General features: G+C 57.0%; 4 protein-coding genes. 1 reads left to right on the top strand and 3 read right to left on the bottom strand.

Annotation, left to right across the window (positions count from 1 at the left end):
• Positions 1-514 precede the first annotated feature (514 nt).
• Entirely contained in the window at positions 515-8,731 is an 8,217-nt protein-coding gene (locus PV781_RS20065) for an FG-GAP-like repeat-containing protein (protein WP_274777401.1), read from the bottom strand.
• Positions 8,732-9,803: 1,072 nt separating this feature from the next.
• On the opposite strand from PV781_RS20065, the gene PV781_RS20060 reads away from it, so the two are divergent.
• Positions 9,804-10,316, top strand: coding sequence for a hypothetical protein (locus tag PV781_RS20060; RefSeq protein WP_274777400.1), 513 nt, complete (start codon positions 9,804-9,806; stop codon positions 10,314-10,316).
• Here the strand turns inward: PV781_RS20060 and PV781_RS20055 are convergent.
• The gene (locus tag PV781_RS20055) at positions 10,265-11,431 is read right to left on the bottom strand and encodes a reverse transcriptase family protein (RefSeq protein ID WP_274777399.1); all 1,167 of its coding nucleotides are present in this window, start codon (positions 11,429-11,431) and stop codon (positions 10,265-10,267) included. The genes PV781_RS20060 and PV781_RS20055 overlap by 52 nt on opposite strands.
• A 188-nt stretch (positions 11,432-11,619) precedes the next feature.
• Positions 11,620-12,876 (bottom strand): phosphoribosyltransferase-like protein, encoded by a 1,257-nt coding sequence (locus PV781_RS20050; protein ID WP_274777398.1) that lies wholly within the window; start codon positions 12,874-12,876, stop codon positions 11,620-11,622.
• Positions 12,877-13,240: the final 364 nt, after the last annotated feature.

The raw sequence follows: 13,240 nt of genomic DNA, 5'->3' as shown, positions 1-13,240 counted from the left end.
CCGCAACATGAACGGCTCCGCGTCTGCTCCCGCCGCCCAGCACGCCCGACAGGGCAAATCCAACCGCCAGAACGAACTCAAAGCTGGATAGAAGTCGGGGGCAACGTCACTGCGTACGAAAGCAGACTGATTTGACGTTTGCCAGATTGCCAAGCGGCCTTCTCGAAATACTATGGTCGACTTTTCTTCATATTCTCGCATGCTTTAAGTAGCGCTGGAAGATTCATGTCTGCTGCGCAACCTACAAAGGATGAAATATAGTTGATCAACATAGATTTCAATTCTGCTTGGTGATGTGGGATCTGCTCAGCAATCGTTATTTTTACCCGCCTTTTGTGAACGTTATCGGCAGGTCCAAACGTTGAAAATATAAGTCTTCGACCAATATAGTCATATCCGATGTAAACTCCTCGCTCAACGTCTATAGCTTCACAATAGGACTCCGCCTCCTCCTTGGAGGTAAATAGTGAGACGTCATTTCCATCAGCAATAATTATCTGTATCATGTCGTTAGTTAGAACCGATCCCAGAACGAGGTGTCATTTGACTTGGTCTCCCATGGGCGATGACGACCTATCCCTTGACCAGGCCGCGTGATGCCATTTTCTGGATCAACAACTCGTCGATGATAGTGAGGAAGCTCTCCCAAGGGATTGTTTGTACGATTTCCCATTGGTGCCACTCGGAAATCACGTCCAATTGGGATCTCCCGTCCTGCCGCATACATCCCGTAGCCTGCCGCAGCAGCTGTACCAGCGAGCCAAACGCGTCCCGACAAGCGTCCATATTTGAAGGAATCCGAGTTCCGATCAACAAAAGCACCATTCCCCATCCAATCATTCACCGCGTCAGTCGCACCGAAGGTTAGACCTGAGCCAAAACCTTGAACCGCGTTGGAAAATCCGCTTGGAATTGAGGGAAGGTCAGCGATAAATTTTTCCATCCTGCTTTGCTGGTACTCATGAGCAGCATCATTGAACAAATACGAGTAAGCTCCCGTAATCGCACCATTTCCGAAGTTATCTCCTGTAACTGCAGCCACGGCTCCACCGACAACCGCTGCTCGTACTGTATTCGCAAGTCGCCCTTCAATCACTGGGCCGCGAACACTGCTCGCCTTAGTGATCGCAGTGGATGCAAACCCATTCCAGAAGTTACCACCTTGGGCACTTTCTATTGAGCCGCCAACGACGCCGTGTCCAGCAATCGCACCAATTGAGTCAGGATCCCCAAGCGTTCCTGCACCGTTGAATGCTGATCCAACCCCGTAAAAGGCTCCTGCGGAAACGGCTCCTATCGCCGCACCCCGGAATGCCCCCATCAAGACGTCGTCGATTGAACCACCGTAAAGCACTGCTGCTGTTGCTCCAGTAGCGGCTCCCACCAGCGCCCCAGACGCAATAGCGGCTGCGAGTGGCGACAAGGTTCCGAACGAAACCGTGCTCACTGCAACTGCAACAGCAACGATTACGACCGTTCTCCAATTTTCTGAAATCCATTTCCCCGCTTCTTCAAAGGCATGGCCTATTCCGCGCCCCACTGCCGAAAAGGCATCGCCAACAGCGCCTATGGCTCCGCCGATTGTATTGCCTACGTCTTCGAAAAAGCCATAGCCGGAAGGATCAATATAGCGAAGTGGGTTATGCCGAGCATATTGATATCCATTTCCGGTTTGGGAATCGCCGAGCGACTGATTGATTAGGTCAACTGATGTGAACGCAACAACGCTTGAATTATAGACGCGCCCATTCATATGAATGAGAGAGAATTCATCCATGTGCTCATGGCCGGTGAAGCCGCGATCCCAGCTGTCATCAAGGCGCTGCCCTGGGCGCGCACCTTTGGGATCGCGTACGAAAGCGGTCCGCTTGCCCCAGGGATCATACCAGAAGGCGGCAGCCACCCGCCCCGTCTCGTCCGTGATCTTGATCACGGAGCCGAGCTGGTCCTTGTGGAGATACCAAACCTTGTCTGTCTCGATCAGGCTACGCTGGATCTCGGCAGTGGACTGATTGGCGCCTTTGCCAGTCATCTGGCTCAGAATGTCGGAATACTCGCCGTTGGTCTCAATGGTCGCGAACACGCCGTCGCCATTCGAGAGATAAATGCGGTGACGTGTCAGCTTGCCGCGCCGCGCATCGGTCAGAGGGCCAACATACTCCGTCACGCGCTCATAGGAGCCCATATAGAGGGTCTCGACCGCTTCGATTCCCGTGCGCGCAAACTGGCGATAACGAGCGCCGCTTGGGGCATAATCGAAACGCGCCCACCTCGCCTGGTCGGCGAAAAGCAGTTTCATCTTGTTGTCGGACGTGTACTCAAACGTACCCGTCGGACCGCGAACCATGTTCCCGTTCAGGTCATAGCCGTAGCTGTCCCGCGTTGAGCCGGACTTCGTCTGGAGAACGGCGTGGAACGGCTTGGCGTTTGGATCCTCCCCCGCCAATGCGATCGTGACAGGGGGGGCGTAGGAGTAGTCCCCGACACCGGACTTGAAGGTAATGCGACCCGCTGCATCGAACGTGTAACGCTCAGCCGAGCCGTTGGGCTTGGACATACCCGTCAACCGATCGAGAGCATCGTATGTGAAGGATTCGCTGATTGGCTGACCAGGGCGCGTTCCCGTCTTCTCGGTTCGGCTTGTGAGGTTGCCTACGAGATCATACTTCAGGGACAGGTCAAGGACCGTGCCTTCTTTCTCTTGGCCGACATAGATTGTCTGAGGGCGTGCGCTTTGAGGGTCAAAGGTGCGCGTTGTGCTCAGCCCATTTCCAAGGAGGTCAATCGTGCTTCGACCGAACTGATCAACGTCGATAGCGGTCCAGTACTCGAGGCCGCTATAGGCGTTGCGGACGGACTGAAGGTACCCCTTCTTGTCGTAGACGTTTTCGACAGAAACCCCGTTTGGGTAATACAGACGAGCCACACGGCCAAGGCGGTCATACTGAGTAGATGTTGCAAAGGTCTCCTTGCCGATGACGACAGCCCAGCGGTTCTGTCGTCCGAACTCATCATAGAAGAAGTCCTCGCGATACCCGTCGGATCCTCTCACCGAGGCGACTTTTCCGATTCCTCTCGCTGCGGTGTCATATTCCCACCAAGATGTGGCGTCGTTCTGCGATTTCCTTAAAGGGCGGCCGAGCAGATCATACTCTATCGTTGTGATTTGCTGCTTTGCGTCGGTCTGCTCAACTAGTCTGCCAAAGGGATCGTACTGATACCGCCAGCGGCCCATGTCAGGATCGGAAGTCTCAATTCGTTGTCCAACTCCATCGTAGGTGTGGCGGGTCGTGGCGCCGGTGGGGCCGACCATTGTCAGCAATCTGTCCCCAGCGTCGTAGACATAGGTAACGGTGCCACCCATCGCATCTTTGACCTGCAGCGGCAGTCGACGCATGTTGATGGTGGTGGTCGTTTTTCGTCCAAGTGGGTCGGTGATGATCAGCGTTGAGCCGCCGCCTGCTCGCGATGCATATGCAGTCTCTGTGACCGCGCCGTTGGGGGCTACGGTCCTGAGCGCACGCCCGAGTGAGTCGTAGCGATCCACGACTGCCCAATAGCGCGCGGAGCCTCTCTCGTAGGGCAAACTGGTCTTTGTCGGGCGACCGAGTAGATCATACTCCGTGTCTCGCTGGATCGGGCGCTTGGCACCCGCATCAGCCGTGAAGCCCTCTGCGATGGTCCGCAGAACCCGTCCTTTGGCGTCTATCAGCCGAACGGTCGGTGGCAAGTTGTCCGTCCGCGCGCGTGCAACATAGACAACATTCAAGCCTTGTACGGCATCCGCATCGTTCAGTTCCGCAGGCAAGAGCAGTTCGGATGTTGAAGAGACACCAGTGGGCGAAACCTCTCGCAAGAGACGTCCGAAGCCATCGTACTCATAGCTGGTCGTCAACCCATTCGGCCCTGTCACGGAGAGCGGAGCGCCAGTCGTGAGTTTGGGCTCCTTGCGCACCGTGTGTCCCAGCGCGTTCGTCTCGGCGATCGCAAAACGACCGAGAACGTCATACTGGGTCCGAGTTGTTCGCGCGAGCTGGCGTGGAGCCACCACTTCGGTCGATACCACGTTACCGAATTCATCGCGCCGGTAAGTCGTTGTGACAGCTTGGTCAGGAGATTGAACGTTCGCCCGCTCGAAAGCCAACAACCCCGTCGAGGCATCGTAGCCGAATTCGGCGATCCTTGTTTCCGTGTAACGCGCTGTTTCTCCGGCCTTTATTTCGTCGCCTACCTTTACCACGACCGAGAGTGTCAGACGGCCGAAGAACCATTTCGCTACATCGTCCTGTCGATATTCGTTTGTAGTTCGAATGGAGGTGCCATCTCCCCTTAGGCTGAGGGTCTCCATCACATTCTGACGCCGATCAAGGAGGTCGGCGGGCGCGTCGTAAACGAAGCTGTCCTTCTGCGAAGTGACAATTCCTCCGTCCAATTCAAATGTTTTCGAGGACGTTGAAGCGATATTGATCTGCCGAAGGAGGCGCGGGGGCAGACCGTTTTGGCCACCAACCGTTTTTTCCGCCAATTGCCAGGACGTTTCTGTCTCGCTGAGCTTGTAAACCCCCGCGAGCTCTGCGGTCAGCGTTGATGGGCACCAGTTTGGCGGAGACGCGTCGAAAGCGCGTGCAGTACTGCGCCCAGCGGCTCGGATAAGCTGTATCTGATCGGATATCCAACAGGTGGCCTCGCTAACGGGGCTGTTGCGAAGCTTCACGTCCTGTATTAATTCCGTGCGGGTCAGGATTCGGCTTTCGGGGGCTTCATTGAAACTCTCTCGCCAACGGAATCCTAGCGACCTCATCGCAAGCCCATGCATGCGAAATTCGCCGTATCGGTAGGTAAAGGCGATGTTGCGTGAATTGCCTTCATCGACCACAGCACGGCGGACGACGTAGCTTGCAGGCACAGGCGAAATGATTGGGTATTGCGCCAAGGCGCCAGGTGAATAGACGGAATCCCAAAGGCGAGTCTCGCTTTTCCCAGCGCAAGGGCTTTGGGGGTCCGGGTCGAACGGCACCTCGAGAAGTGTCTGGTAGCAGACGGTTGTCCTTAGCCCCATGCCGTTGTCGATCGACGTCAGGACATCCGAGCGGCGACCGGTGTTAAGAAGTACAGGTGCGCTTCCCGGAATGGTGCCGCCCGTTGTAAACGACTGAAGTACGTCGAGCAGGCCGTTGCCATCCACGTCGAAAAGGCGAACCCCCTGATCAACGCCATTCTCATCAATAAAGGCTGGAATCCTTTCGGAAAGGCTCTTGTCTGCCTCTACCCACGTCGTCCCGTTGTTGACAAAGATTCCCGCCTCTTTTTGACCAACCGCTATTTTCCTTGCGTAGACAACATCTAACAGACCATCGCCATTTACATCCAGAAGCCGGAAGCTTGGGTCGCCATCGCGATCTGCAATAGCGGCTGTCGGAAGCTTCCAGGCTGGGGACACCACGAAGCCACGACCAGTCGAAAGGAAAGCTGCGGACTCATTTGTGCCGCCAACCCGTTTCGTGAATATGATGTCGGCAAGGCCGTCTCCGTTTACGTCGGCCCATTGAACAAGCGCTCGCCTATCGCGAAGAGGCACATCGAGATATAGCCGCGTGCCGTTGGCATAAGTCGGAAACCCGATGTAGTGATCGCGCCGCCAGGCCTTACCTGTGTTGGTCCAAACCTCAAAGACATCAGTCGAATTATCATAGGGATGCTTGAACGCCGCGACGATATCTGGAAGCCTGTCGCCATCGACATCAGTGATCTGAACGAAGAGATCCCGCGTTCGTCCGCCAGCATTGGCTTCCTGCGACACAAATGGAATAGGTGGATCATAGCCAGGCGAACGAGCCCATGAACTGCCATCGTTCAAAAATGCGGCTACCCGAAAAAGCTGCCTGTTCAGTTCACAGACTTGCTGGCCGTTTTCTGTCTTGCATGTCTCCACAGGCTCATTTTCCCCGGTCGATCCCTTATTCGGCAGATATCCAACAAGAATGTCGGCACGGCCGTCACCGTTGAGATCAACTATCCTCACGCCAAGGTCACCGACTCCTTCCTTTGAGAAAGGGAAGTCTGCGGGAGGAGCCAAGTCCGATGGCACACCGGGAGATTTTTCCTGTAGCACCCATTTTCGATCAATGCGAGGGTCCCAGGTCCTGCTCGGATCGCATACTTTTTGGTCCTCTGGATTATTGGGATCGCAAGGTAGGTTTCGATAGTAACCCCGCTCCTTCGTCCCCTTCGCACGCTCATAGCTGTATAGAATGTCGATGAAGCCATCACCGTCCACGTCCACAAATTGGACCGGGTTTCCCGTGATGTGGTTGGCTGCAAATGGCTTTGGTGGAACAAGACCTGCGACGGGCAGCCAACCAGAGCCAGTGTTTATGTAAGCGCCCTTCTCATCCTTATCCGCGCTCTGTCCCTGCCGGAAATAGACGATGTCGGGAAGGCCATCACCGTTCAAGTCAAGAAGCCGGATGCCTCGGTCTTGCTGATCCGCGCGCGCAAAGGCGACCCTTGGCACGAAATCGGGAACTTCTGCGAACCCCGACGTCGACCCTTTGTAGACACGTCCAGTTCCAACATCCGAAGCGGCGGGCAAAACGATGTCTGAAATCTGATCGCCATCGATATCGCCAACAAAGGGATTTGGATCAAATTCTCCAGCGATCGCCGTAGACAGTACCGGAGGATCGAACCTTGCGTCCTTGGCCCAACCGGTTGAGGTTTGTGTGTAGGCGAACTTGATTGCCGTTCCGATGGCAATGGCGTGGTTTGCAATAATGCTATCTTGGCCATTTATCTGGACGACCCGCACGGGCACAGATTTTCCGTCTGATGAAACCAAGTCAAACGGTGGCTCTTTCCCGCTGACCTTCTTCCATCCGGTGGGCGAAGCCGTGATCGCCGCCCGAAAGCCAGTTCCTTCGCCAGTCGATGCAACCAAGCTCGCGCAAGTTTGTCCAGTGAGCGTTGCCTCAAGGAGTGCACGAGGATTAATGCTGGCCGGAATGAGTTGCTCCGGCGAGAATTGAGGGCGAGTTTCCTCGACCCAGCCGGTGGCACTGAACCGAAAGACGCGCCACTTCGCCCCGCCAACTGCTGCCGGTTCAATGCCGACGAGTTCTGGCGTTCCATCGCAATCGACGTCGATCAATTTTGCGAAATGCTTCAGTGGAACAGGAGGAACAAAAGCGCCCGATCGTGGGGTCCAACCTGCGCCGTTGTTCTCAAGAAAACCCAACTGTCCTTCCGCTTCATAAATCAGATCCAGCTTCCTTGCCGCACCGAGGCGGCCGGTCAATATGGTCGCAACGCGTTGGCCGTCTACGCTGATATTGAAAGGAAGGAGATAAGTATCGGCAGGCAGCCATTTGTCTTTGTCTGCAAGGAAAGCCGCACTCTGTACCGTTCCATCCTTTGCCTTGCTACTTTTGATGAGGTCGGTTCGGCCATCTCCATTCACATCAATCAGAAGCGCCCCAAGGTCCGCGCCATCACTGTTCGTAAACGCGAAGGGAGGCTTGAACCCGTCGACGGGATCCCACTTGCCATTGCCGAGATTGCGGTAGGCAAATGCCTCCAACTGGTCGTTAACTTGCGCTGCAACAAGGAGGTCAGGAATGGCGCTGGGTTGCTCCGCAAATCGCGTGAAGCGGTACGCACCCGCCAGCTGTCGCCGCTGAGCAAAGGCAATGCCTACGGGGAGTCCATACTTGTTGTCTTCCCAGCCGAACGTAGGCTTGGAGTATGAGAATGTGGTCGGCGCAACTTGATTTCCATCTTCGCCGAACTGCGCGACGCTCGTCAGCACGAAGCGGTTTGCGGTTGCGTCGCGATCTTCGTATCCGAGCTTGTACGTCGAAACAGTTTCCTTTCCTGCACTTAAGCTACCGCGCTCCTTCGCAACAACAGACTGAATTGAATCTAAGCGTCGTTTCTTCTTGATGGCATGGCCGGCTACGAATGCCTCCAGAGCGCGTGTTGCCGTCGTATACGTAAACTTGACAGATGCAAATCCAGGATGAACAATCTTAGTTTGCCCCGTCGCAGGATCGACGGCTCCTCGACCCGTATAGTTGATTTCGGCGATATCGTAGTCACCATCGCCATCGTTCTGATACTTAAATTCGATAAAATTGCCGGTCGTATCAAATATAAAGCTGGCTGCGTGAAGCAATGTCGGCCCGCCAGAGAACTGAATTCGGCTCCCTCCCGCTCCGTTAAAGACGATCGTCAATCCGCCTTTCGTTCGAACTAGGAATATTGAATTTGAGAAGTCAGAACCAACTTGCATTATCTGACTGCGATCATCGATTTCTTTGCGAAATTCGACCCTTCGCGCCACTCCAGTGCCACTAATGTTGATTGGTACAAGGCGTTGGCCATCAAGGAAGAGAGCATCCGACTCTTGCAGCCTGACACCATCGACTTCACCATCGAAGTAGAGAGATTTGGGACCGCGGGTAATCGCGGAAAGTCCAGCGATAGACCAGCCCGCGCCGACACTGCCCCCCGGCGCCTGAGAATCGTAAACTAACGCTAATTTCGGCTCGGTTCCGGCGCTTCCTGGGGCAATTTTAATCGGAATACTATAAGTGGAGCTTCCTGACAAAGTCACATCAAAACTGCCGCCGATTGTCCCAACGACACTTTTTCCTTGTGCAAACGATTGACCTGGCAGGGCGGCTATCGAAAAGCTAACAGCGAAGAATATGAATATTTTCTGAAATGCATCCACCGCCGGACTTGCCCCCACCCCGACATAGTACTTAAGATTGCAGAGAGTCGGACTATTGTCGAGTCTCTGCTAGCTTCAAAAAATCTCAAGCGGTTAAGAGCGGTAGGGTACGCGAGCGAGCCTGCATCTGATAGGCAGGCGCTCAACCCAACATCGGCGGTATCAGCTCGACACCGCGCTCCGCGGCAGGATTTCGGCAACAAATCGGCACTGGAACGCGCGATAGTAGGTCGCAACCCGCAAGCAGACGATGGGCGACCCCAAAGCCGTTGCTCAACCTGTCAGCGGGAGCGTCCTCTGTTACGAGGAGCGGTAGCTGCTGCTTCGAGCCTGCTGACCCAATTTCGTGGGTACAAGAAATCGAACACAAGCGACAGGAACGTTCTCGCCGCCGAATGCTGCCGTTTCTGCGATGCAAAGCATAAGGACTGCATCTTCCGGATGCAAAAGCGCACACTCGGCGGCTATAGCGCACGAGGGAGGGCAATCGGGTGAATTTGGCGTGCCCGGAAGAATTCGAACTATTTTTTGATCGCGAGGCTATCGAAATGATGTTCCTCCGCTTTTGGGATCCGCCCATTCGATCCCGAAACGGCCGCAATGGACGCGCAAAGCCGACGGTGCATCAAGCGTCTTCGGGGGAGCTATAGGCCACTGCAGGCCCAGTCCAATGCAGCGCTTCAGATTGTCGCAAATCAGATAGCGTGACGCCATTATCAAGGATGACTTGTCTCAAAATTCAAAAGTTATGAGACGCATGGCCGCCTCAAACTTTTCAAGCCGTTACGTGTCTCATAATTTAGTCTCAAAACGAGGCGGCATTCTTGCTGCCTGACACTGGTTTCGCCTTTGACTCTCTGCTGTTCGTTCACTGCCCTTTCAGCGACTTCCGCCCGGCGCTTCGCCCCAATCCACTGGACTCAGGGCGGCCACAAGACGCAGAGCCGGAGACATTGGTGCAGCTAAGACGCACAAATGCGCCGGGTCTAATGGCGGCAGCGACCGCGATTCGCGCGGGCAACGCGCCCCGGTCAACGGCGCTGAATTCAAGCTGCTGCCGCCCGGAACCAGCGTGCCGCTCGCCACGACGTTGCTCGCCAATGCCATCGCCTGGCGGCAAGGCGGCGATGTCGCGGTGATTACACCGACGCTGCAAGGCGGGTGTGCCACGTCAATTATCGCCCGGCCCGCTCAGGGGCCCTGTGGCAAACACAACAACGGGCCTTATACGGTCCATTGGGAAGGCAATGACCGCGACGAGGCGCAGGCCATCATCGCAGGTCTCGAACCTGCGGCCGATGCGCCGGCGGCGGCCTGCGCAGCGCTGCGGGCGATGCCGCGGACCGGACCCGTGCGTGCGACACTGTCATGGGTCGAAAACCAAGTTCATGCTTGCGGACGAACAAAATTCACCCGTGCGGAGATTGAGGCCGTCATTGCGCGGCAGGTCTCGCTGCGACGGCAGCATGGTGGCGGCGCTTCGCACAAACTGATGGCGATGACGGTACAGCGTAAGCGTCGTCGAGGTTCGAATCAGACCGGCCAAGCTACCTTGTCTAGCTCACGCAGCAGTCCATCGCCGTAGGCGACGTCGATCTGCCGTGCATAGGTAGCAAGACCGCGCAGGTGGTTCCGAAATCCCGCAACGGAGACAAACCCCCTGACCCTAGCGTGGCGCACCGGGCCGACGTCCTCCTTCATGAGGTAGTGCAGATGCTGCCGCATCAACGCTCGAAATTCACGGCTGAGCCTCGGCTTCTTGCCATCGACAAGGAGGCCGAGGACGACTTTCCGCGCGCCCGGTGGCGAGACGCGAGTCTTGGTGACGTTTGGCGATAGGCCGATTGTGCCCATCAGATTGTAGATCTTCCCAATGAGCCTGCTGCAGTCCGCCTTCGTAATGAACCGGTCGGTCGAGAACGTCAGGTCGTCGGCATAGCGCGTGTAGATCATGCCGTTCTGGTTGGCGATCTCGGCAGCCTTGGCGTCAAAATTCCGCATGGCCAGATTGGCGAGCATCGGGCTCGTGGGGGCACCTTGGGGAAGATGACCAAGGAGCGGCCCTGGATCGTCCCGGTAGACTTGATAGGCCTCAATTTCAGACCAGCGCTGCTGCACTCTCCAGCGATCAGTCGAACGCCGCGTGCTCCATCCAGCCAGCCTTGTGCTTATCCGTGCCATCTCCAGCGATACCAACGGTTGATAGCCTAGAGAGAGAAACACTCGGTAAGCGGCGATTTCGTTGATGGACTCAAAGAAGTTCCGAACATCCATCTTGATCAGCCACTTGCATCCGCAGTGTGGTGCGGCCGCGTCGACTAGCTTATCGCCCTTTGAAAAGGCCACGCTCGCCGAATGAGCTGCTGCCTTGCTAAGAATCGCCTGCGTGATCCAACGCTGCACCTTCATAAGCTGGGGCGAAGGAATCGCGATTTGGCGGTAGCGCCGTTCGCCTGTGTGAGCCGGGCGTTTCCGAATACGGAAAACTCGATACCCCTCGTTCGGTGATCGCTCGGCCACCCGACGCAACACGCCGTAGTCGACCCGAGCCTGTTGGGCTAGGTGGGCCAAGGTAAACACCGGCGGCAACGAGGGGATCTTCAGCTGGGACGCCGTCGCCAACGCATTTGCCAAGACAGCGGCGTCGACGCTCAGCGCTCGACCTTCTCGCTCGTAGAGTTGAGGGCGCCATCCGACCATCTACTTTGACACCCTAGGGGTGAGACAGATCGCGGAGTGGAGCAAGACATCGCCGCGAACCGCCGCAGGCGGCACTTCGCGATCTGCCTTAGCTTCAAGCGCCCGCTTTTCCTTAGACGCGCAGAATCTGCGGCCCATGGACGTCAAGCCCGAAGGCTTTCGGCCCGGCGCCGGCCTCTCGACCGGCATCAACTAGAAAGTCCCTGCGGCGCCCTCAACGAGGACGGATAGTAGAACGGCAGCGCTTCGGTGGGAAGCGGTTCGTCATGAGGCGCCTTGCGCGCCTGCCGGAGTTGCGCATGACCTAGATCAGTTAAGTGATATCCGCCGTCGACCCAGTTATTCTTCAATGCGGCCTTGAGAGCGGCCTCGACCTCGATCACTGTCAGACTGGTTTTCCGCGAGATCGCTTCGGCCTCGCGCGGCGGGCGGCTCAAGGCCGCGAGAACCATCAATAGGTTCCGGGCGTAGGGTTTGGCGCTGGCGACCTGACCGGCTTCGGCGAGACGGGCCTGGCGCATCTTGACGAGGTGCGTCCGGACCGCCTCTGCGTCTTGCGCCGTGGAAAAATGCTGCCGGGTCGCCGACGTGACCCGCACGGGGAACAGCGCGGCCCAGCCATGCCCGTGTTTGTGCAAGATCAGAGGCGCGTTGTTCGGGACGCCGTGGGCGAACGCGATCAGCGCGCCGCCGTGGGCGTAGCCAGTCGGCGGCATCACGCTGGGGGGAACGGGCGAATACTTTACGCAGAGATTGCGCACATCGCCGTTCGAGAATTCGGTGTCGATGGTCGGACAGCCCACGACGACGTGAACCTCGGGACGCGAGGGGTGGCGTTCGACGACCGCGCGCCCAGTCTGCGTTGCGGTATAGGCGACCACCTCGAACGAAAGCCCTCTAGTCGCGCGTCCGGACCACCAACTTCGGACCGACCGAACCCGCCAAGCCGCCTGCAGGTAGGTGCGCGCGCGCTTGCCGGACCCGATGAAGTCCGTGACAAGAACGAAGCGCCGGATGCGATGCTTGCGGATGGCGTCGGGACCGGGGTGATTGAAGACTTGCTGGGAATGGGCGCGGCAGACCTCGGACACCATCTGCGCCACCAAGCCTTCGCTGCCGACATCGGCGTCATAAGCCTGGGTCGGTTGGACGGGAGGTGGCCCAACGCCGTGCGCCCGACGTACTTTCGTCTTGGATTCCTTAAAGAGACGAAACGGCACGCCATGCCGATGGCGGACCTCACGCTCGACATAAACTCCAATCGGCCCGTTTCCCTTGGCCAACCGGGCCAGCAGTAGCGCCTGTAATCCTTCTGCGAACGCATCACGCGAGACCAAGGTCATCGCCCGCAACAAGGCGACAGCGACCGGTTGGTCCTCCGGCTCGAACTGGCCGAGCCACGCGAGAGTCGGTTCCGCTTTCAAAAATGCCGAGTTGCCAGCCAAAATGCCTCTCTCCGGCCCGTGCGAATATTAGTGGCCAGACTACTAACTGATCGATCGCCTGTGCCAGCCTAATCTTCGCGTCCTGTGATGTGGTGGAGGGACAGCGCATCATCGAGCGAGCAGCTACTATACGCCAATGGGGTGCTCGCCTGGCTCAGCTGGGAGTTCCGCACCAGATGCAGACATACCGTTGCAGGCCTGCGGTGGGCCAAATCGAGCCATATCGACGTGAGCACGCGAAGGTCAGCTGTCGCTGACCAAAAGCTGCCAGTTTCCAACTGGCCCCCATCAAGCCATGGGCACAGCATCTCGCTGACGTTGGAATGGCTTCAGGCGCGCCTAGGGCCGTGAGACTTTGCCTCGG

The organism is Aquabacter sediminis, from assembly GCF_028863665.1.
Lineage (GTDB): Bacteria > Pseudomonadota > Alphaproteobacteria > Rhizobiales > Xanthobacteraceae > L1I39.
The sequence above is the reverse complement of the archived record's forward strand: the minus strand, read 5'-3'. Positions and strand labels throughout refer to the sequence as shown.